Source organism: Bacillus sp. FSL M8-0049 (assembly GCF_038593355.1).
In the GTDB taxonomy this organism is placed as follows: domain Bacteria; phylum Bacillota; class Bacilli; order Bacillales; family Bacillaceae; genus Bacillus; species Bacillus safensis.
In genome coordinates this window covers 1,546,754-1,568,034 of the sequence record NZ_CP151986.1, presented here as the reverse complement: position 1 = coordinate 1,568,034, position 21,281 = coordinate 1,546,754, and the positions used below count along the sequence as shown (strand labels likewise).

General features: G+C 42.3%; 21 protein-coding genes. All 21 read right to left on the bottom strand.

Annotated elements, in window-relative coordinates; all coding sequences use genetic code 11:
- Positions 1–17: 17 nt before the first annotated feature.
- Positions 18–1,715 (bottom strand): proline--tRNA ligase, encoded by a 1,698-nt coding sequence (locus NSU13_RS08035; protein ID WP_251232131.1) that lies wholly within the window; start codon positions 1,713–1,715, stop codon positions 18–20.
- Positions 1,716–1,795: 80 nt separating this feature from the next.
- On the bottom strand, positions 1,796–3,061 hold the full coding sequence (gene rseP / locus NSU13_RS08030) for an RIP metalloprotease RseP (protein WP_101677204.1): 1,266 nt from the start codon (positions 3,059–3,061) through the stop codon (positions 1,796–1,798).
- A gap of 6 nt (positions 3,062–3,067) precedes the next feature.
- A complete protein-coding gene (gene dxr, locus NSU13_RS08025) occupies positions 3,068–4,225 on the bottom strand; it encodes a 1-deoxy-D-xylulose-5-phosphate reductoisomerase (protein WP_342489973.1) in 1,158 nt (385 codons plus the stop codon).
- 39 nt (positions 4,226–4,264) lie between these two features.
- Complete coding sequence (locus NSU13_RS08020; RefSeq protein ID WP_024424148.1) at positions 4,265–5,059, bottom strand: phosphatidate cytidylyltransferase; 795 nt, start codon at positions 5,057–5,059, stop codon at positions 4,265–4,267.
- A 12-nt stretch (positions 5,060–5,071) separates the two neighbouring features.
- A complete protein-coding gene (locus NSU13_RS08015; RefSeq protein WP_034281803.1) occupies positions 5,072–5,854 on the bottom strand; it encodes an isoprenyl transferase in 783 nt (260 codons plus the stop codon).
- Positions 5,855–5,984: 130 nt separating this feature from the next.
- On the bottom strand, positions 5,985–6,542 hold the full coding sequence (gene frr, locus NSU13_RS08010; protein ID WP_024424150.1) for a ribosome recycling factor: 558 nt from the start codon (positions 6,540–6,542) through the stop codon (positions 5,985–5,987).
- Position 6,543: 1 nt separating this feature from the next.
- Positions 6,544–7,266 (bottom strand): UMP kinase, encoded by a 723-nt coding sequence (pyrH, locus tag NSU13_RS08005; RefSeq protein ID WP_008344767.1) that lies wholly within the window; start codon positions 7,264–7,266, stop codon positions 6,544–6,546.
- Positions 7,267–7,400: 134 nt separating this feature from the next.
- Entirely contained in the window at positions 7,401–8,282 is an 882-nt protein-coding gene (tsf, locus tag NSU13_RS08000; protein WP_024424151.1) for a translation elongation factor Ts, read from the bottom strand.
- 91 nt (positions 8,283–8,373) lie between these two features.
- Positions 8,374–9,108, bottom strand: coding sequence for a 30S ribosomal protein S2 (gene rpsB, locus NSU13_RS07995; RefSeq protein WP_024426991.1), 735 nt, complete (start codon positions 9,106–9,108; stop codon positions 8,374–8,376).
- Positions 9,109–9,262: 154 nt separating this feature from the next.
- A complete protein-coding gene (locus NSU13_RS07990) occupies positions 9,263–9,802 on the bottom strand; it encodes a Swarming motility protein SwrB (RefSeq protein WP_317222044.1) in 540 nt (179 codons plus the stop codon).
- A gap of 21 nt (positions 9,803–9,823) precedes the next feature.
- Positions 9,824–10,591 (bottom strand): FliA/WhiG family RNA polymerase sigma factor, encoded by a 768-nt coding sequence (locus NSU13_RS07985; protein WP_024424154.1) that lies wholly within the window; start codon positions 10,589–10,591, stop codon positions 9,824–9,826.
- 24 nt (positions 10,592–10,615) lie between these two features.
- Positions 10,616–11,116 carry a chemotaxis protein CheD gene (locus tag NSU13_RS07980; RefSeq protein WP_024426989.1) on the bottom strand — a complete coding sequence of 167 codons (501 nt, stop codon included), beginning with the start codon at positions 11,114–11,116 and terminating at the stop codon, positions 10,616–10,618.
- Positions 11,116–11,742: a chemotaxis protein CheC gene (locus NSU13_RS07975; protein ID WP_024424156.1), complete on the bottom strand. Its 627-nt coding sequence runs from the start codon at positions 11,740–11,742 to the stop codon at positions 11,116–11,118. Before NSU13_RS07975 ends, NSU13_RS07980 begins: the two co-directional genes overlap by 1 nt.
- Positions 11,743–11,754: 12 nt before the next feature.
- Positions 11,755–12,216: a chemotaxis protein CheW gene (locus NSU13_RS07970; RefSeq protein ID WP_024424157.1), complete on the bottom strand. Its 462-nt coding sequence runs from the start codon at positions 12,214–12,216 to the stop codon at positions 11,755–11,757.
- 24 nt (positions 12,217–12,240) lie between these two features.
- A complete protein-coding gene (locus tag NSU13_RS07965) occupies positions 12,241–14,268 on the bottom strand; it encodes a chemotaxis protein CheA (protein ID WP_317222045.1) in 2,028 nt (675 codons plus the stop codon).
- Between the two features lie 5 nt (positions 14,269–14,273).
- Entirely contained in the window at positions 14,274–15,347 is a 1,074-nt protein-coding gene (locus NSU13_RS07960) for a chemotaxis response regulator protein-glutamate methylesterase (RefSeq protein ID WP_034281797.1), read from the bottom strand.
- On the bottom strand, positions 15,344–16,249 hold the full coding sequence (locus NSU13_RS07955) for a MinD/ParA family protein (RefSeq protein WP_051627337.1): 906 nt from the start codon (positions 16,247–16,249) through the stop codon (positions 15,344–15,346). Before NSU13_RS07955 ends, NSU13_RS07960 begins: the two co-directional genes overlap by 4 nt.
- Positions 16,243–17,352, bottom strand: coding sequence for a flagellar biosynthesis protein FlhF (gene flhF / locus NSU13_RS07950; protein ID WP_061109845.1), 1,110 nt, complete (start codon positions 17,350–17,352; stop codon positions 16,243–16,245). The genes NSU13_RS07955 and flhF overlap by 7 nt, the downstream gene beginning before the upstream one ends.
- Positions 17,352–19,385 (bottom strand): flagellar biosynthesis protein FlhA, encoded by a 2,034-nt coding sequence (flhA, locus tag NSU13_RS07945; RefSeq protein WP_034281791.1) that lies wholly within the window; start codon positions 19,383–19,385, stop codon positions 17,352–17,354. The genes flhF and flhA overlap by 1 nt, the downstream gene beginning before the upstream one ends.
- A 29-nt stretch (positions 19,386–19,414) precedes the next feature.
- Entirely contained in the window at positions 19,415–20,503 is a 1,089-nt protein-coding gene (gene flhB, locus NSU13_RS07940) for a flagellar biosynthesis protein FlhB (protein WP_029707677.1), read from the bottom strand.
- Entirely contained in the window at positions 20,500–21,279 is a 780-nt protein-coding gene (fliR, locus tag NSU13_RS07935) for a flagellar biosynthetic protein FliR (protein WP_024426982.1), read from the bottom strand. Before fliR ends, flhB begins: the two co-directional genes overlap by 4 nt.
- Positions 21,280–21,281 lie beyond the last annotated feature (2 nt).

The following is a 21,281-nucleotide window of genomic DNA, read 5'->3' as shown; positions in this document are numbered from 1 at the left end:
TCATTTTTTTGTTCGCTTTATGCTTGGCGTATAAATGAAATCAGATCATCAACAGATACTTCATGTGATTCACCTGATTTTCTAAACTTCACTTCTACTATACCTTCTTCTGAACGTTTTCCGCAGCTAATACGAATTGGCAGTCCAATTAAATCACTGTCTGCAAATTTTACTCCTGCACGCTCCTGGCGGTCATCGAAAAGTACGTCAAAGCCTTCATCTTCTAAGCGCTCGTACAACGTTTCAGCCAGTTCTTTCTGCGCATCGTTTTTCATATTTAATGCAAGAAGGTGAAGGTCATATGGTGCCACTGTTTCCGGCCAAATGATTCCTTTCTCATCGTGATGCTGTTCAACAATCGCTGACAGCGTTCTAGAGATGCCGATGCCATAGCAGCCCATAATCATTGGCTGCGCACGACCATTCTCATCGAGGTACGTTGCATCCATCGACTCAGAATAACGAGTGCCCAGTTTAAAGACTTGTCCTACTTCAATCCCTTTTGCAAATTGGATTGTGCCTTCCCCATCTGGAGAAACATCTCCTTCTTGAATCATGCGAAGATCTGTGAATTCTTTTACTGACACGTCACGTGCAGGATTGACATTGACATAATGATAATCCGCTTCGTTTGCACCAGCGACAGCATTTGTCATTCCCTTCACAGCAAGGTCCGCATAAATATCGACTTCTGCTTCCAGTTTAACAGGTCCAACAAATCCAGGCTCAGTTCCAATAACTTTCAGCACTTCTTCGCGTGAAGCAAGCTCGACAAGCTGTGCTCCTACCAAGTTTTTCACTTTCACATCATTTACTTCATGATCGCCTCTAGTTAGGATCAGAACATACGCATCATCTGCTTTAAACAAAACAGATTTAATGCAAGCAGAAGGGTCAACTTCTAAAAAGCCAGCCACATCTTGAATGGTTTTCATTTGCGGCGTATGGACTTTTTCAAGCTCTTTGAAGTCCGCAGGATTTGCTTCCTTTCCGTGATATACAGCCTCAGCCATTTCGATATTCGCGGCATATGAGGACGTGTCAGAATAAGCGATGGTATCCTCTCCGACTTCTGAGAGCGCCATGAACTCATGCGTATCTTTTCCACCCATTGCCCCTGAATCTGCAATGACTGGTCTAAAATTGAGACCCACTTTTGAGAACACATTAGAGTAAGCCGTAAACATTTTGTTGTATGTCTCATCAAGGCTTTCTGGTGAAGAATGGAATGAGTATGCATCCTTCATGATAAATTCACGTCCGCGCAGCAGTCCAAAGCGTGGTCTCTGTTCATCACGGAATTTTGATTGAATCTGATATAGTGTTAAAGGTAGCTTCTTATACGATTTCACTTCGCTGCGTACTAATGATGTGATCACTTCTTCGTGGGTTGGGCCAAGCGCAAATTCGCGTCCGTGGCGATCCTTCATACGCATCAGTTCTGGACCGTATGTATACCATCTTCCTGACTCTTGCCACATTTCTGCCTGCTGCAGCACTGGCATTAGCAGCTCAGCTGCGCCTGCCTTTTCCATTTCCTTGCGGACGATCGATTGAATATGCTGAATGACTTTATGCGCAAGCGGCAGATAATGATAGATTCCACTTGTATTTTGTCTAATAAACCCAGCTCTTACTAAGAGTTGATGACTTTTTGCCTCAGCATCTGCCGGCACCTCTCGAAGAGTTGGAATAAAAGTCAGGGATTGTCTCATGTCGTTACACCTCATTTATGAAATAGGACTTCTCACAAAAACTCTTGTTTCCCGGAATGAGAAACAAGAGAGAATGGTTTTTATAAAAATAACCGCTGAATGTCATTCCACGTTACCACTAACATTAACAGCATGAGGAAAGCAACACCGATAAAGACAACAAGTGCTTCCTTCTCACGATTAATTGGTTTACCGCGAATGGCTTCAACAAATAAGAATAGTAAACGTCCTCCGTCTAATGCAGGAATCGGTAACAAATTCACGATGCCTAGGTTGATACTGAGGAACGCCGCAAACTGCATTAATGTTAACACACCTTGTTTGGCTACTTCTCCTGTCATGTCATAAATTCCAACAGGACCTGCTAACATGTCTAGTGAAAATTGTCCTGTGACAATTTTTTGCAAGTTCGTTAAGATCAGACCTGCCGTTGAAACGACAGTTGTTCCAGAGGATGAAATAACTTTCAAAAATCCATTTTCCGTTGGCGGATATGATCCGAAACGGCCAATGCTTTTCCCATCTGCTTTCACAGCTTCTGGTACAACCTGCACAGTGCTTTCCTTGCCGTCTCGGTCAATGACGACATTCATTTTTTTCTCAGGGTTCTTTTGAACTGTTTGAACGACGTCTGTCCAAGAATTCATTTTCTCGCCGTTAATGGACACGATGTGATCTCCCTGCATGAGTCCAGCCTCAGCCGCCCGGCCGTCTTTCGTCAGCTTACCGAGTACAGGATCATCAACGGTTACCCCTTGAATAAAACCTAAAGCAACCAAAATCACATACGCTAGAATAAAGTTCATAATCGGTCCAGCTGCGATAGCTTTAATTCGCTGCCAAACCGTTTTTGAACCGAATTGACGATTGTATGGTGCGATTTGAATTTCTTCACCATCTGCAATATAGAAGCTTGTTTGACTGACATTGTAGCCAGTCAGAATATCTTCATTTCCAGCTTCATATCCCGAGATTCTCATAGCATGATCTAAATCAATCTGCTCAACTTCGATGACAAGTGCATCAGGATATTTTTCTTTATCATTTAAAATGATCTTTTCTACTTCATTTTGCTCATTGAATAAGAGCCCCACTGTATGACCTGGTTTAATTTCGATAACTTCAGGGTCCTCTCCAGCCATTTTAACAAATCCGCCAATAGGGAGAAGTCTAATGGTATAAACGGTTTCTTTTCGTTTAAAGGAGAAAATCTTCGGCCCAAAACCAATTGCGAACTCGCGGCATAAAATCCCCGCGCGCTGCGCCATAATTAAATGGCCAAGCTCGTGGAAAAAAACGAGCGTTCCAAAAATAATAATAAACGCAATCACTGTATTCACGAACATACCACCTTATGTGAGGATTGATTGAACAAAGTCTCGTGTATCTTTGTCCACTTCATGGATATCTTGCAAACTAGGCGTTGAAATCACATGATGTCTGATTAGTGCCTTTTCAATCAATTCTTCAATTTGCAGGAACGTTACTTTGCCTTTCAGAAATGCATCGACTGCCATTTCATTTGCTGCATTAAGTACAGCAGGCATTGTCCCTCCTATTTTACCTGATTCATAAGCAAAATGTAAGCAGCGATACCTGTCAAAATCCGCTTTCTGGAAATTCAATTGTCCAATCTCCCAAAGGTTCAATGATTTCGCTTCTTGTAACGGCGCCCGGTCAGGGTATGTGAGTGCATATTGAATAGGCACTCTCATGTCAGGTGTCCCTAACTGAGCCATGACGCTTTTGTCGTGAAATTCCACCATCGAATGGATAATGCTCTCTTTATGTAGCAGCACATCAATTTGTTCATAAGGGATATCAAACAACCAATGTGCCTCGATCACCTCGAGCCCTTTATTCATCATCGTCGCTGAATCAATGGTGATTTTCGCTCCCATCGACCAGTTCGGGTGGTTCAGCGCTTCTTCAACCGTAACACCTTCAAGTTCAGTTCGTTTTTTATCTCGGAAACTACCACCTGAAGCTGTCACGATTAAGCGTTCAATATTTTTAGCTTGTTCACCTTGCAGGCATTGAAAAATAGCGGAATGCTCACTATCGACAGGAAGTAAAGGTACATCATATGTTTTAGCGTACTCTTTTACTATATGACCAGCCGTCACAAGTGTTTCCTTATTTGCGAGAGCAATCGTCTTTTTTTGTTCAATGGCCTTTAATGTTGGAACAAGTCCAACACTCCCTACAAGTGCATTGACCACTACGTCCACTGCATCATAGGTCGCTGCCTCGATGTTGGCTTCATCACCAGCAGCCAGCTTCACATCGTATGCAAATGAATGATTTTGATTTTTTAGCATGTGATAGGTTTCTTCGTCTACACAGCCGACGAATTCAGGCTGAAAGCGCTCAATGATCGGAATCGCCTTTGCTATATTTCTGCCAAATGTCATGGCTTTCAGCTTAAACTTGTCCGGGTGCTGACTGATCACATCTAACGTTTGTTCTCCAATTGATCCTGTTGCGCCTAATAGCGAAATATATTTCAAATTGCCACTCCTTCTCTCGTTCAATAAGTTTCTATGAGGTTAGCTGGCAAACGTTGCGAGCAGTAAGTATAAAAACGGCAGAACGAATAAAAAGCTGTCAAACCTGTCCAAAATCCCGCCATGGCCAGGGAGAATTGTCCCTGAATCCTTCACGTGATAATGACGCTTTAAAGCAGATTCCACAAGGTCGCCTAGCTGTCCAAAGATACTGAGTAAAAGAGTAATAAACATCACAAGCAGATATGATGGCAAAAATCCTGTAACCGCCTGAAACACAAGTGACAACACGACCGCTGTGACGATTCCGCCGATAAATCCTTCTACTGTTTTGTTTGGGCTGATTTCTGGCCAAAGCTTTCGTTTCCCCATAGATTTCCCAATAAAATAGGCTCCTGAGTCAGTAGACCAAATAATCACTGCTGCGAAGAAGATCGCACTCATGCCATATAAGCCTCTAATTTGGATAAAATAATAGAAACTAACGCCAATATATAATGTGGCTAATACAACAAAAGCAACCTCATCGAATGTGAAAGAGTTTTTGCTCAAAACTGTATAAGTTAAAAGTATTAAGACTGCAAATAAAGCAATCTGCATTTTTGATGCGTCCACGTTTGGGAAGAAGCTGTTGTCTCCGCCCATTAAAAGCCAAAGCAATATTAAGCTGACAATACCAGGAAAGCTGAAAATCGAGATCTTTTTCATTCTTAAAAGCTCAAAGAGAGCGACACTTCCCATTAAATAAATCAGCAGGGTAAATGGCATCTGTCCATATATAACTGCTAGCAAAAAGACTGCAGCTGCCAAAACACCCGTCAAAATTCTTTGTTTCATCTGCACCACCCTCTAAATTCCACCGAACCTCCGGCCGCGGCGCTGGTACTCCCCGATAGCGCCTATAAGGTGCTCATCAGAAAAGTCAGGCCAAAGCACATCCGTAAAGACAAACTCGCTGTACGCAATTTGCCAAAGCATAAAGTTGCTTAATCTAATTTCTCCACTCGTGCGAATGAGCAAATCCGGATCTTGAAGAGATTCTGTCATTAAATAAGCTGAAAACATCTCTTCTGTGATGTCTTCTGCTCGAAGCTTACCTTCTTTGACCTTTTCAGAAATTTGTCTGCATGCGGAGACGATTTCTGTGCGCCCACCATAGTTGAGCGCAAAGTTCAAAATGAGTCCGTCGTTGTTCGCCGTACTCTTTACTGCGTTCTCTACCGCTTTTTTCGTATGCTGCGGGAGGCCGTCTGGATCACCTGTTAAACGCACACGGACATTTTCTTCGATGAGTTCAGGCAGGTAGATGTTTAAAAATTCTTCAGGAAGTTTCATTAAAAAGTCTACTTCTAATTTTGGACGTTTCCAATTTTCCGTAGAGAAAGCATACAAAGTCAGCACTTTGACATTCAGCTCATTTGCAAGCTTTGTCATGCGCTTGACGACTTTCATTCCTTCATGATGACCTGCTACCCGTGGAAGAGCACGTTTTTTCGCCCATCTTCCGTTCCCATCCATGATAATGGCGATATGTTCAGGAATTTCTCCATTTAATATGTCTTCTTTTGTCAGGCTTTCTAAGTTGGAAGCTGCTGTTTGCTGATTCTTCCAATTTTTGAGTATATTGAGCATGAGATTCCTCCATCACCCAAAAAGGTTGCGTTCCCGCTAAATAATATAGTCATCAACAGTATTAACAAAAAAACCCCCTGTAAACATGAAGAGGGTCTTTTCACTATTATCTATTGTACATAGTTTTTTCTTAAACTTCCATGATTTCTTTTTCTTTATCTTTCGTCACGTCATCAATTTTAGCGACATATTCATCTGTCAATTTTTGAACATCCTCTGTCGATGATCTTAATTCATCTTCAGTGATCTCCCCATTTTTCTCAAGCTTTTTCAAATCATCGTTTGCATCACGACGCACGTTACGAACAGCTACTTTTGCTTCTTCTGAGTATTTTTTCACGACTTTCACAAGCTCTTTACGTCTTTCTTCTGTCAGCGCAGGAATCGCAATGCGGATCACATTTCCGTCACTTGTTGGCGTGATGCCAAGGTCAGACTTTTGGATCGCTTTTTCGATATCACCGATTGCTGTTTTATCGTAAGGTGTGATAATCAGCATACGTGCTTCTGGCACTGTGATCGACGCAATTTGGTTAAGCGGTGTTTGTGCACCGTAATAATCCACTGTCACTTTATCAAGCAGTGAAGCATTTGCACGGCCAGCACGAACAGTTGCAAGCTCACGTCCGTAGGCTTGTACGGCTTTTTCCATTTTTTCTTTCGTTTGGTTCAACACTTCTTTTGACACGTTATTTCCCCCTCACGATCGTTCCGATTGATTCGCCGTTTACGGCACGTTTAATATTTCCTTCTTCCATAATGGAGAAGACGATTAATGGAATGTCATTGTCCATACATAATGAGGACGCAGTAGAATCCATTACAGCAAGCCCTTCTTTAAGTACATCAAGATATGAAAGCTTATCATATTTTACTGCATCCGCATCTGTACGAGGATCAGCACTGTAGACACCATCTACATTATTTTTCGCCATTAAAATGACATCTGCTTCAATTTCTGCTGCACGAAGTGCTGCCGTAGTATCTGTAGAGAAATAAGGGTTTCCTGTTCCTGCAGCAAAAATGACGACACGTTTCTTTTCAAGATGACGGATCGCTTTTCTTCTTATGTATGGTTCTGCAACCTGTCTCATTTCGATAGAGGTTTGCACTCTAGACTGAATGCCAAGCGTTTCTAGGCTGTCCTGTAACGCCAGTGAGTTCATCACTGTTGCCAGCATCCCCATGTAGTCTGCTGTTGCACGGTCCATTCCTAGATCACTGCCTGTCTTTCCGCGCCAAAGGTTTCCTCCGCCTACAACGACTGCAACTTCAACATCGAGCTCTGCAATTTCTTTTACTTGCTTTGCAATTGATTGAATGACAGTTGGGTTAATTCCATTTCCAGCATCACCCGCTAGTGCTTCGCCACTTAGCTTCAGTACAATGCGATTATATTTCGGTTTGCTCATGATAACCTCCAAGTGTAAACTATACCGTCTCTTATTATGCGTAAGAAACTGTCTTTTGTAAATCAATATCCTCTAAAAAATAGGGAACACAGTGCTTGTGCTCCCTAAAAAAGCCCCAGAGAGCTTTTCAAACATTATTTTTTCACTTGGCTCATAACTTCTTCAGCAAAGTTGTCTTGACGTTTTTCGATACCTTCGCCCACTTCATAGCGAACATAAGTTTGAACAGTTGCGTTTTTCGCTGCTACAACTTGTTTCACTTTTTCATCTGGGTTTTTAACGAACGCTTGGTCAAGTAAGCAAATTTCTTCGAAGAATTTGTTTAGACGGCCTTCTACCATTTTAGCTACGATGTTTTCAGGCTTTCCTTCTTGAAGAGCTTGCTGTGTTAATACTTCACGCTCACGGTTTGCTTCTTCTTCTGACACTTGGTCACGAGAAATGTATTTAGGGTTTACAGCTGCAACGTGCATAGCGATGTCTCTTGCAAGCTCTTCGTCAGTTGTTCCGTTAAGAACAGCTAACACACCGATACGTCCGCCCATGTGCAGGTAAGAACCGAATGCAGCATTATCTTCTTTTGTGATGACAGAGAAACGGCGAAGAGTGATTTTCTCTCCGATTTTCGCAATTGCAGATGTGATATGCTCTTCAACTGTTGAACCGTTTTCCATTTTAGAAGCATGAGCTTCTTCAAGTGTTGCAGGTTTAGCAGCAAGCAAATGATCAGCAAGTTCGTTAAGAAGTGCTTGGAATCCTTCGTTTTTCGCAACGAAATCAGTCTCAGAGTTCACTTCTAGGATCACGCCTGTGTTGCCGTCAGTTTTGATAAGAGTTAATCCTTCTGCCGCAATACGGTCTGCTTTTTTCGCAGCTTTTGCGATTCCTTTTTCTCTTAGAAGGTCGATTGCTTTCTCGATGTCACCATCAGTTTCTGTTAACGCTTTTTTACAGTCCATCATACCTGCACCAGTTTTTTGACGCAGTTCTTTAACTAATTGAGCAGTAATTGCCATTTTACATTTCCTCCTTCTATGTTAAAACACGGATTACTAGGTGAAAAAAAGGTGATAAAAGGCATTTCCCTCTTATCACCTTTTGAATAGGTTACGCAGTTGTTGTTTCAGTTTCTGTCGTTTCTTCTACAACAGCTTCTTCTTCGCCTTGTTTAGACTCAAGAATCGCATCTGCCATTTTAGCAGTTAGAAGTTTTACAGCACGGATTGCATCATCGTTTGCAGGGATCACAACATCAATTTCGTCTGGATCACAGTTTGTGTCAACGATACCGATGATTGGGATATTCAATTTACGAGCTTCTGCAACTGCAATACGCTCTTTACGAGGGTCGATAATGAAAAGTGCATCCGGAAGACTCTTCATGTCTTTGATTCCGCCTAGGAATTTTTCAAGACGCTCTAATTCTTTTTTCAGTTGAACGACTTCTTTCTTAGGAAGAACTTCGAACGTACCGTTTTCTTGCATTTTTTCAATATCTTTTAAACGTTTAATACGTTTTTGGATTGTTTCAAAGTTTGTTAAAGTTCCACCAAGCCAGCGTTGGTTCACATAGAACATACCAGAACGGATTGCTTCTTCTTTCACTGAATCTTGTGCTTGCTTTTTCGTACCAACGAAAAGGATTTTTCCTCCGTCAGCAGCAAGGTTTTTCGTGAAGTTGTAAGCTTCTTCTACTTTTTTCACCGTTTTTTGAAGGTCGATGATGTAGATACCGTTACGCTCTGTAAAGATGTAACGCTTCATTTTTGGGTTCCAACGGCGAGTTTGGTGACCGAAGTGAACACCAGCTTCTAGCAATTGTTTCATAGAAATAACTGACATTTTGTTGCCTCCTAATATAATGGTTTTTTTCCTCCGCTTAAGTCATGTTCACATAAAACTGCGCCACGGCAGCACCTTCATACGAATCATTAAGCGTGTGTATTTAACACCAAGAAATAATATAACACATGATGGACTGACAATCAAGAATCCTTTACAGCTTTCCGCTAAATTTTAATAAAAGCTCGATTTCTGTCTTGCCAGTTTTCATTTCTTTCGCTATTTCTTCTAGTGACCGCCCTTCATCATATAGGGTCTTCACTTGGTCCTCGAATGTTTCTTCTATTTCACTTTTAGAAGGCATAGAAGCCTCTGTTTCGAGTTGTGGAACGGGTTCGTTTACCTTCTCTTCCTGCACCTCAACTTCGCTAAGGAGAGCCGACAGGTGCTCTGGTACGGGATCTTCACTTTCGACCGATTGCTGGGATTCAATTGGTGGTTGTGGCTGCTTTGGTGTCTGAAGATCCGATTTCAGCTCTTCAGCAGAAAAATCAGGGGAAGCGGCTGCCACTTTTGATAGTTTGTCATTCTCTTCTTTGACCTCCAACAAAAATGCAGCCAGGGTATTTTCCGTTTCTTCTAGAAGTTCTCGCTGCTTTTGTTCTGTTGCCTTCAGCGAATTCATTCTCGTATATAAAATAATCACAAAATAAATAAGTGCAGCATGAAGCATGAAGCTAATCAGCCATAACATATTTTTTCACTCACTAACTCTTTAAGATTGAATGGCTTTATCAAGCAGATGCTTAAGCTTGAACAAGGCCTTTGAATGAATTTGCGAAATGCGCGAGGTAGATAAATTGAGCACTTGACCGATTTCCGTTAATGTCAGTTCTTCTTTATAGAAAAGACTGATCACAAGCTTTTCTTTTTCTGAAAGCTCTGTGATTTTTTCAGAAAGCTGTTCAATTAATTCATCTTTCAGCATTTTCTCTTCTGGAGTCACAGACTTCTCGTCGCGAATCATGACTTGGACGTTCTCTCCGTCTTCTTGATCATGCAGCTTCTCATCAATTGAGAGCAGATTTGCAAAGAATCCTTCATTCATCGTTGTGACGACATCCTGTTCACTCATGCCGAGTTCCTCAGCCACCTCTGTCGGCGTCACATTACGCAAATACCGCTGTTCAAGCTTTTCAATAGCCGCTTCTACTTTTTTTGTTTTTTCTCTTGATGTACGAGGCAGCCAGTCCTCTTTACGAAGACCGTCGATAATGGCCCCGCGGATTCTGAAGGATGCATATGTATCAAACTTCAGATCTCTTCCGGGATCAAATTTTTCAAGGGCATCATATAAACCGAGCATCCCTAGACTGATCAAGTCTTCTTTATGCACTGACTTCGGGAGACCGATGGAAATTCTTCCAACATGATATGTGACGAGCGGCATATAGCGGCGCATAAGATCATCTCCAGCAGCTGGGTCTTTCCACTCTTTCCATCTAGCCCATAGCGCCTGATCTTCGTAATTTAAGGATTGCATCTTTATCCCCCTATACTTCCTTAGTTATATCTTCATAATGCCTTGCTTCACAGTACGGATCTCAAGCTCTGCCGTAAGCGGATCGAATTCAATCGTACGGCCACTGTTTCCGCCTGTATCCTCACTAATAATCGGGATATGATGAAGAGACAGATGTTCTTTTACAGCTGAAACGTTTCTAGGTCCAATTCTCATTAGATCATTGGTTGACTTAAACTTAAACATTTCCGCCCCGCCAGCAAGTTTTGCCTTTAGCGCATGTTTGCGTGCGCCTGCTTTTAGGAGCAGATCAATTGTATGCTTGACACCTGTATCTGCATATTTAGCCAAGTTCTCCACCGCCCCTTTTGAAAGAGAGGAGTCTGGAAGCATAACATGGACAAGGCCTGCCAGCCTTTTGTCTTGATCAAACAAGACAAGCCCTACGCAGGAACCAAGACCGGATGTCCGAATGCGGTCCGGTGATTTAACAAGCTGAACATCCGCAATACCAACCTTTACAACTGCCGGAATTTGCACGTTCATTATAGGTTACCTAATGCTTTGAATAGTTTTTCAAACGATTCAAAGTCTGGTAATAGAAACATATTTCCTTTCAGCTCTTGCTTATTTTGATCATCAAAAATAGATGTATCAATCACAATCGCCTGATCGCCAAGAGGACTGAATTGCATCAACCCTTCACTAATGACAGCCCCGAACATATCGAGCGTCACATCTGGAACACTTGGGTAAAGCTGCAATTTGGTTAAATCGGCAAGGGCTGATAAATAAGAGCCCGCTAAAATATTTCCCAGTTCATGAAGTGCTGACGTCCCCATCTCATGTTCATGAATCGTATCAATATCAAATGCAGGGTCCTGGACAAGCTCTCTTACAAATTGCTCCGCTTGCTCAAACGGCATAATGAAAAAGATTGAGCCGGTTAAATCCCCTTCCATTCGCAGGAAAATACTTGCAACAGGAAGGTCTGCACCGCCAAAGAAATCCATTAAATCTTCAAACGAGAGAACCTTGACAAAAGGAACAGCCATATCTATTTTGCGATCCAATAGGTTGGCAAGAGCAGACGCTGCGTGGCCTGCCCCGATATTCCCAACCTCTCCTAAAATATCTAGCTGTTCATCTTTAATTTCGTTGAAAATGCTCATTTCACATCCCCCTTAATGAACAGGTGCACCTTGAACGCTCTTGTCGAGGACAGCACCGGCATGAATAATATTGAAAAGACGCTGATCATGCTTAATGATACCTGTCACCCATGACTGTCCTTCTTTTTCAGCTGATTCAGGAGAAGATTCTACTTCTTCCTGATGGACGGTAATAACATCATTTGCTTCGTCAACAATCCAGCCGACTTCAATGTCACCAACTTGTACAATGATCATTCTTGTTTCATCTGTAATCTCGTTGTCAGTAGAACCAAGTCTGACTCTCAGGTCAATGACAGGCGTCACGACACCGCGTAAATTAATAACACCGCATATATAAGGGGCAACGCCAGGAACTCTTGTCGGCTGCTGCCATTTTTCAATGGACTTTACTTCTGATACTGAAATGGCGTATTCTTTTTTGTTTACGATAAACACAATCATCTTTTCGCCAGTTTTGATATCTGTACTCATTTCAGACCGCTCCTCTATTGTTTTTTACTTGATCAGTGCATTACAGTCAACGATGAGTGCAACTTGACCGTCACCTAGGATCGTTGCGCCGGATATCGCAAATACGTTTGGCAGATAATCTCCTAGTGATTTCAATACAACCTCTTGCTGACCAATAAATGAATCGACCACAAATGCTGTCAGCTTGTCTCCTTTACGAACAACAATGATGTGCAGTTCTTCCTCTAATTCATTCGCATTTGGTACGTGGAATTGTTTCTTCAAGTACACGACCGGTACGATAAATCCGCGGAAATCAATCACTTCACGATCATGCGTTTGCAGGATGTCACTTTTCTTAATGACCGCCGTTTCAATAATAGAAGAAATCGGAATCGCAAATGTTTCCTCTTCTAGTTTTACAAGAAGAACGGAAATAATCGATAATGTAAGCGGAAGCTGGATCGAAAATAGTGAACCCTGTCCTTCTGTTGAGTTAATGCTCACAGATCCGCCAAGTGATTCCAGCTTGTTTTTCACAACGTCAAGACCTACACCGCGGCCTGAGATGTCAGAAATCGTATCAGCTGTAGAGAATCCTGCTGCAAAGATCAATGAATCAATTTGATGATCTTCAAGCGTTTCTGCTTCTCTTTCTGTAATAACCCCGCGCTCTAACGCTTTTTCAAGCACCTTTTTACGGTTAATCCCGCCTCCATCATCTTCTACTTCAATGAAGACATGGTTTCCGCTATGATACGCTTTTAATAGAACCGTACCTTTTTCCGGCTTGCCTTTTTTCACACGTTCTTCTGGTGATTCAATCCCGTGATCTAGACTGTTTCTAAGTAAGTGCAACAGCGGATCTCCAATCTCGTCGATCACTGTTCGATCAAGCTCCGTCTCAGCACCCTCAATAATCAGTTCAATTTTCTTATTAAGCTCTTTCGTCAATTGACGAATCATACGCGGGAATCTGTTAAAGACAGTTTCCACAGGTACCATTCTCATGTTCAGGATGATTGATTGCAGGTCTCCAGAAATACGGGTCATTCTTTCGACTGTGTCTGTGAGTTCGTTATTTTCTAGTTCTTTAGCAATCTGTTCCAATCGGCCTCTATCAATCACAAGTTCTTCAAATAGATTCATAAGAGAATCAAGACGGTCGATGTTGACACGAATTGTTTTCGTTCCGCCGGCAGCTGCACCGTTACTGCCATTTGCTTTTGGCGCATCATTTGCTGGCGCTTTTACAGCAGGAACGGATGTTTCTTCTTTTTTCTGTTCAGGCTGCACCTCTTGCTTTTCAGCCGGAGCTGCTTCTTCAAATGCGGAGACTTCAGAGATCTCAACCTTCTCAACCTCTGAGATCGCCGTGACGATTTTCTGCACTTCGTCCATCGGCTGTTTAGAAAGATAAGAAATGCTGAATTCAGATTCAAAATCTTCTGATTCTAACAGTTCTGCATTTGGAACGGTTTTGACAACCTCGCCTGCTTCATTTAGTCTTTCAAAAATCATATAGACACGAACAGCTTTTAGTAAGCACGCTTCGCTTAATGTCACGTTAAGTTCATAGCATTTGAAGCCTTGCTCTCTCGCTTCATCAAGAACCGTACGTTCAAATTCGTTATAATCTAAGTCATTAGCAGCAGCTGATGCATCTGCTGTTTCAACGCTAGAAGCTGCTTCAGCATGGCTTCCTGTCACATCTAGCTTTTTACTAATCTCTGTGACATCACGTTTCCCGTCTCCTCCTTCTGCAATCGATTGAACCATTGCTTCAAGATGATCGAGTGCTTCGAACATCGTATCCATTGACTCAGGAGTGACAATCATTTGTTCATTACGGATAGCATCAAACATGTTTTCTAAATGATGCGTTAAATGAGCCATATCATCAAAGCCCATCGTTGCACTCATTCCTTTCAATGTATGAGCCGCTCTGAATATATCATTCACTAGCTGCAAGTCGGTTGGGTTCTTTTCTAAATCAAGAAGTTTTTCATTACAAGTTTGTAAGTGTTCTCTGCTTTCATCTAAAAAGATATCTAAGTATTGGTTTACATCCAACGTGTTCACGCCCTCTCTTTTTTCATGGAGCTAATAATTGCATGTGCGATGTCATCCACATGCCTTGTTTCATGTGCAAGGCCTGCTTTAATGACTGATTTAGGCATTCCGAAAACAACACATGATTCTTCTTTTTCTGCAATGACTTTCGTATGACCGCTTGCGACCATTTTTTTGACACCTTCAGTACCATCACTGCCCATACCTGTCATAATGACAGCGATTTTCTCGTAACCCTTTATGCTGCTGATGGATTCAAATAAATAGTTAACAGATGGTTTGTGCCGGCTTTCCGTGTCTTCAGGGGACAGCCTGATGACAAGTGACCCCCCTTGGTCATGAAGTGACATATTCATTCCACCAGGAGCTATGTAAGCCACTCCATTTTTCGCGATGTCTCCATCTTGCGCTTCTTTAATCGTAATTTGTGATAAATGATCTAACCTAGTAGCAAGTGATGCCGTGAATCCTGCTGGCATATGCTGCACAATCAATATAGGGGCCTCGATGTCCTTAGGCAGCTTCGTTACGACTCGTTGAAGTGCCCTTGGTCCCCCTGTAGATGTTCCGATAGTAATAATCTTTCGGAGTGAGCTGCCTTTTACAGATGGCAGCCGGGGTGCAGCCACTGGACTTGGCGGCTTTATCACCGGCTTAGGAGACACCTTCTCTTCAGTGCGTTTCCTTGACAGTCCTGCTGCAAGTACCCGCTCTACAATTTGCCCCCTCACTTTGTGCAAATCGAGAGAAATACTTCCCGAAGGCTTTGTCACAAAGTCAAAAGCACCGAGTTCTAAGCAATGGATGGTTAAATCTTTTCCTTGCTTTGTCTGGCTTGACACCATAATCACGGCAAGGTCGTGTTCAGCCAGAATTTGTTTTAATGCTTCTGTTCCATTTAAAACAGGCATTTCCACATCTAACGTGACAACATCTGGATTCAGTTCCTTGATCCGTTTTAAGGCATCTTCCCCATTTCGCGCCGTTCCGACGACTTCTATTTCTTGCTCGGCACTTAGAAAATCACTAATGAGCTTTCTCATAAAGGCCGAGTCATCTACTACTAGCACTCTAATCATGAGTCCACCTTCCTCCTTTTAAAAAAAGAGGACAACTTATCTATAAACGTATGCTGTTCTCTCCGTGCCTCTCTTATCTGCTGATGATATAGTGTTTCTGCCAGCATCTTAATGGTTTTACTCAGCCTTGAATGAGGCTGCTTCATATAAAATGGAATTTGTTCTGATACTGCTTTAGGAACCGCAGGATCATCAGGCACAGCGCCAGCAAATACAAGTTTTCTGTGAAGAAAAGATGTGACCACTCCTGCTAATTTCCGGTAGGTTTCAGACCCTTCTGACGGGGTTTTGCACCGATTGACAATGATTTGCACAGACCGTTCAAACTGATGAATGGCTAAGTGTTTAATCGCGCTGTAGGCATCCATGATGGATGTTGGCTCTGGCGTAGTCACAACGACCACTTCTCCTGCCGATAAGACAAAAGGCAGCTGATCTTTTGACAGGCCGGCACCCATATCGAAAAAAATACAATCGAAGTCCTGCATGATTCTTTCCATCTCTTCCAAAAAGAACGACCATTGATCTTTATCTAAAGAAAACAGCTGTTCAAGCCCGCTTCCGCCAGAAATGTAATATAGGTTGTCCGTTCCTTTTGTCATGGCTGCTTGGAAGGATTTTTTTCTAACGAGAACATCTAATATAGAACTAGTCGATGTTTTCCCTAGTAAAATATCAATATTCCCCATCCCAAAATCAAGATCAATCACTAACACTCTTCTCTCTGTACTTGCGATAGACAGTGCCATATTCAGGGTCAAATTCGATTTACCTACCCCGCCTTTACCGCTCATGACGGCAATGGTCTTTGCCTGTCCGCTGGCGTTAAGAGGAGAGGGTGTGATGATTTGACTCTGCTGAACTAGTTTTCTTAACCCTTCTGCTTGGTCAGGCTTCATGATTGTAAAACCATCCTTGTAAGTTCAAGAGGAGAACCTTCAAGAATATCCTCAGGCACATTTTGACCATTTGTTAAAAAACCAAGTTTGATTTGAGAGTCAGCAATGATTTGAAAAATGGTTCCCATCGTGTCCGTTTCGTCTACTTTTGTAAAAATGAATTGATTGATTGGAACGTGCTCAAAGCGTTTGACCATGGCTTTCATGTCTTGATACTTCGATGTGGCACTCATCACGAGAAAACTTTGAATGCTCTCATCAAATGGAATAATGTCGGTCAGCTCTTTGATATACGCTTCTTCTTTAAAGTTACGGCCTGCTGTATCGATGAAAATATGATCATATTCTTTAAAGGTCTCTTGGGCTTTTACAAAATCCTCTCTCGAATAACAAACCTCAAGCGGTGCATTCAGCAGTTCAGCATAAGTTTTCAGCTGTTCGATTGCTGCAATACGGTACGTATCGGTTGTAATAAAAGCAATCTTCTTTTGCTGCTGAATGGCTGTTTTAGCAGCCAGCTTTGCAATCGTTGTCGTTTTACCAGCTCCGGTTGAACCGAACAGTACAATGTATTTTGACGAAATCATCGGCTCATCAGAGGTTTTAGCTGGCAGCATATTTGTCAGCAGTTGTTCAAGTTCTTTTTTTATGTGATTTTCTTTAACCGCACCCTTTGTTAAAAGACCCTTCAGGCATTCGTCTCGAATGGCATCATCAAGCCCTTGATCCTTTAGCTTTTGATCGATTGCTATAAGAGGATCAGGCAGAATACCCGCATGCCGTTCATTCCTCACATATTCTAAAGGCTGGGTATGAGAAGGCGCTGGTTTCGCCGCCTTGGGAACAAATGAAGGCTCTTCGGGCAGCTTTTCCTTTTTTGGCAACACTGGAAGAGGCGGCGCAGGGTTTAACCCTTTACCAGCTCTTTCCTCGAAATCTTGATCCAGCACTGCAATCACTTCGACCATTTGCTGTTTCTTCAAACCGAACAGTTTGCGTTTGACAACGGTTTTAGAATTTAAAATAACGGCATCTTTCCCAAGCTGCTGCCTGATTTGAATCGTTGCCTCCTGCATAGAATTTGCTGTGATTTTTTTCATTTTCATTAGATATCCACCACTCCGATGCTCTGTACTTCCACATTCGCTTCTAGTTCGTTATAAGATAGTACCGGTAAATCTGGGAAATATCTTTCTAACAACTGCTTAACGTACATTCTTATAGGAGGTGAGCATAATAGAACCGGCGTTTCCTGACGAAGCGAAAGCTGTTCAATTTCTCTCGCCACTGATTGAATCACACTTTCAGAGGATTCTGGATCTAACGATAAGTAGTTGCCATGCTCTGTCTGCTGAACGCTGTCTGCAATCACCTTTTCTACTCGGCCTGAGCATGTCACGACTTTGAGTGATTCATTTTCTCTTGCATACTGTGCGGTAATCTGTCTTGCCAGCGCCTGTCTCACATACTCTGTTAATAAATCTGTATCAGTCGTTAATTTTCCGTAGTCTGCAAGCGTCTCAAAAATGGTGACAAGGTTTCGGATAGAGACCTTTTCTTTCAGCAGCTTCGCCAGTACTTTTTGAATATCACCGACTGCCAGCGGATTTGGCGTTACCTCATCCACTAAGACAGGGTAACTTTCTTTCAGATGATCGATTAATTGCTTCGTTTCTTGGCGTCCGAGCAGCTCGTGTGTGTTTTGTCTAATCTTTTCTGTGATGTGAGTAGACACAACAGACGCTGGATCCACAACCGTATAGCCTAGCATCTCAGCCTGATCTTTTTCTGCTTCTGATATCCATTTAGCCGGCAGGCCAAAGGATGGTTCGATTGTTTCAATTCCTTCAATCGGATCATCATCAGGCGTTGGGGACATCGCTAAGTAATGATCAAGCAGCAGCTCTCCTTTTGCTACTTCGTTCCCTTTAATTTTCAACCGGTATTCATTTGGGTTCAGTGCAATATTGTCCCGGATTCGGACGACTGGAATGACGAGACCAAGTTCAAGGGCAAGCTGCCTTCGGATCATCACAATCCGGTCTAACAGGTCACCGCCCTGGTTTGCATCAGCGAGCGGGATGAGGCCGTAGCCAAATTCAAATTCAATGGCATCCATTTGCAGGAGATGAATGACACTTTCTGGACTTTTCATCTCTTCTACCTCTGCCTGTTCCTCCAGTACCTCTTCAATTTCTTCTTGGTCTTGTTTGTTTTTCGACATCAAGTATGCGCCGAGGGCAAGTAAACCTGCGATCGGTCCTGTCAAAAGTACGCCGATTGGCGTAAACAGCCCAAGAAGGAAGATCGTGCCTGCTGTGACGTAAAGCATAGCAGGGAATGCAAACAGTTGTTCAGTGATATCTGAACCAAGGTTCCCATTAGAAGCAGCCCTTGTGACGACAATCCCTGTTGCTGTTGAAATGAGAAGTGCAGGAATTTGTGAAACAATCCCGTCTCCTACCGTTAATAGCGTAAAGTGGGAAGCTGATTCTTGAATCGACATTCCTTGCTGAAGCATCCCAATAATGATTCCAAAAATAATATTAATAATGACGATGATAATACCTGCGATGGCATCCCCTTTAACGAACTTACTTGCACCATCCATCGCTCCATAAAAGTCTGCTTCTCTCGCTACTTTTTCACGGCGGTTTCTTGCTTCACTTTCTGTCAGCATACCTGCATTTAAATCTGCGTCAATACTCATTTGTTTACCTGGCATCGCATCGAGAGTAAATCTTGCCGCAACCTCTGATACACGCTCTGCCCCTTTTGTGATAACAATAAACTGAATGATAATCAGGATAAGGAAAACAACGAGACCAACGAGGATATTTCCTCCAACAACAAATGAACCGAACGTTTCTACAACCTTTCCAGCATCTCCTGTTGAAAGAATAGAACGTGTTGTAGAGATGTTAAGCCCTAAACGAAACAGCGTTAAGAGCAAAAGCAATGATGGAAAAATTGAAAATTGCAGTGGTTCTTGCATGTTCATTGTGGTGAGAAGCACGATAAGCGCAAGAGAAATATTAATAATGATTAAAATACTTAATAGCATTGGCGGAAACGGTATGACCAGCATCGCCACAATTAAAATAACACTGAATAAAACAGATAAATCTCTTGCTGACATGCCTGTTCTCTCCTTTTAAAACCAAAAATTCATAAAATCTTTTGTTTCGTTTTATAGACGTAAGCTAAAATTTCTGCGATGGCCTTAAAGTATTCTTCCGGCACCGCTTGGTCGATGTCGACCTGATCATAGAGCGCGCGGGCGAGCGGCCGGTTTTCTACGGTCATGATATCGTGCTCTTTCGCAATCGTTCTAATTTTCAAAGCCAAAATATCCGTTCCCTTTGCCACAACAAAGGGCGCGTCCATTTTTTCTTCGTCATACTTTAAAGCAATGGCATAGTGGGTTGGGTTTGTAATGATGACGTCCGCTTTTGGGACTTCCTGCATCATCCGTCTCATGGCCATTTCCCGCTGACGCTGTTTAATCTTAGATTTGATGAGCGGGTCACCCTCTGATTTTTTATACTCATCTTTGATGTCTTGTTTGGACATCCGCAAGTTTTTTTCATAATCAAATTTCTGATACATATAATCAAGCCCTGCTAAAATCAGAAGAGCACCAGCAGCATACAGCCCCATAATTAAGGTCATATTTGCAACGAAATGAAGGGTTTCCTCTGCTGTTAATAAAGGAAGCCGCAGAATTTCGTCAAAGTGCATCCAAAGAGCAATAAATGTCGCAAAGCCTACAAAGCCAATTTTCAAAATGGATTTTAATAGCTCTACGAGGGCTCGAATACTGTATATCCGTTTAAACCCTTTGATTGGGTCAAGCTTTTCTAATTTCGGTTTGATCACTTCTGGTGAAAAGAGAAAGCCGACTTGTAAATAGTTACTGATAATGCCCGCCAGCATACCAACACCAAGGATTGGCATGAGGAGGAGCCCTGTTTCCTGAAGCAATTCCAAGAATAATTGATGAATATTAGATGTGCTAACCTTCATTAGCATGGTTGTTGAATAAAAACGTTCTATGAGCGCGATAATCCGCTCTTTCATAAAAGGCCCAATAAAAAAGAATGATAAAAAGATTAATAGAAATGAGATGGCTGTATTGACGTCGGTGCTTTTGGCAACCTGTCCTTTTTTACGTGAATCCCGCCTTTTTTTCGGCGTTGCTTTTTCTGTTTTTTCACCTGCGAAAAATTGCAAGTCTAGTCTAAGCCTTGTCATCATGACGAACCACCGACCAATGCTAAGAAATTCCTCATGGTGAGTACAATCGTTTCAAATGTATTTTGGACAACACCGAAGATGACGCCCATACAGATGATGATCATAATAAAACTCACACCCATTTTAATAGGAAGTCCAACCACAAATACGTTCATTTGCGGAACTGTACGTGCCACAATCCCCAGCGCCAAGTCGACTAAAAACAGACTTGCCACGACAGGTGCCGAGATTTGAAAGGCGATGATAAACATTTGGTTGAAGCTCTTTGCGATAAAGTAAGCAAAGGATTCACTGCCGAAATTCAATGCGTATTGATCAACTGCAATGTATTGAAAGCTGTAATAGATTCCATCAAGCAGCAGGTGATGTGCGTTTGTTGCCAGCATCAACAGCAATGTGACCGTATAAAAAAACTGTCCCATCAGCGGCGTCTGCGCCCCTGTTTGCGGATCAATAATATTGGCAATCGCAAAACCCATTTGAAAATCAATGAATGAGCCGGCAATTTGAACAGCGGACACCATGATGTATGCAATCAGCCCAAGCAGAAGTCCGACCATTGCTTCTTTCACCGCAAGCATCATATAAAGACCGTCTATGTCGAGTGCTGGCGGTTCTTTTATGGTGCTAAAACTAATGACAGCTAAAAACAGTGAGAATCCAACTCTGTGTACAGCCGGGATCGTTCTATGCGCTAAAAGCGGTACTGTCACAAAAAAAGCGGTGATCCGAATAAAAACTAAAAGAAAAGCAGGGAATAATTCTATGATTGACATCG

Excerpts from the sequence above, each read along its gene's own strand:
- NSU13_RS08035 (WP_251232131.1), bottom strand. The coding sequence starts at position 1,715 with ATGAGACAATCCCTGACTTTTATTCCAACTCTTCGAGAGGTGCCGGCA.
- rseP (WP_101677204.1), bottom strand. The coding sequence starts at position 3,061 with ATGTTCGTGAATACAGTGATTGCGTTTATTATTATTTTTGGAACGCTC.
- NSU13_RS08020 (WP_024424148.1), bottom strand. The coding sequence starts at position 5,059 with ATGAAACAAAGAATTTTGACGGGTGTTTTGGCAGCTGCAGTCTTTTTG.
- NSU13_RS08015 (WP_034281803.1), bottom strand. The coding sequence starts at position 5,854 with ATGCTCAATATACTCAAAAATTGGAAGAATCAGCAAACAGCAGCTTCC.
- pyrH (WP_008344767.1), bottom strand. The coding sequence starts at position 7,266 with ATGAGCAAACCGAAATATAATCGCATTGTACTGAAGCTAAGTGGCGAA.
- tsf (WP_024424151.1), bottom strand. The coding sequence starts at position 8,282 with ATGGCAATTACTGCTCAATTAGTTAAAGAACTGCGTCAAAAAACTGGT.
- rpsB (WP_024426991.1), bottom strand. The coding sequence starts at position 9,108 with ATGTCAGTTATTTCTATGAAACAATTGCTAGAAGCTGGTGTTCACTTC.
- NSU13_RS07990 (WP_317222044.1), bottom strand. The coding sequence starts at position 9,802 with ATGTTATGGCTGATTAGCTTCATGCTTCATGCTGCACTTATTTATTTT.
- NSU13_RS07985 (WP_024424154.1), bottom strand. The coding sequence starts at position 10,591 with ATGCAATCCTTAAATTACGAAGATCAGGCGCTATGGGCTAGATGGAAA.
- NSU13_RS07980 (WP_024426989.1), bottom strand. The coding sequence starts at position 11,116 with ATGAACGTGCAAATTCCGGCAGTTGTAAAGGTTGGTATTGCGGATGTT.
- NSU13_RS07975 (WP_024424156.1), bottom strand. The coding sequence starts at position 11,742 with ATGAGCATTTTCAACGAAATTAAAGATGAACAGCTAGATATTTTAGGA.
- NSU13_RS07970 (WP_024424157.1), bottom strand. The coding sequence starts at position 12,216 with ATGAGTACAGATATCAAAACTGGCGAAAAGATGATTGTGTTTATCGTA.
- NSU13_RS07960 (WP_034281797.1), bottom strand. The coding sequence starts at position 15,347 with ATGATTAGAGTGCTAGTAGTAGATGACTCGGCCTTTATGAGAAAGCTC.
- flhF (WP_061109845.1), bottom strand. The coding sequence starts at position 17,352 with ATGAAAATGAAAAAAATCACAGCAAATTCTATGCAGGAGGCAACGATT.
- flhA (WP_034281791.1), bottom strand. The coding sequence starts at position 19,385 with ATGTCAGCAAGAGATTTATCTGTTTTATTCAGTGTTATTTTAATTGTG.
- flhB (WP_029707677.1), bottom strand. The coding sequence starts at position 20,503 with ATGATGACAAGGCTTAGACTAGACTTGCAATTTTTCGCAGGTGAAAAA.
- fliR (WP_024426982.1), bottom strand. The coding sequence starts at position 21,279 with ATGTCAATCATAGAATTATTCCCTGCTTTTCTTTTAGTTTTTATTCGG.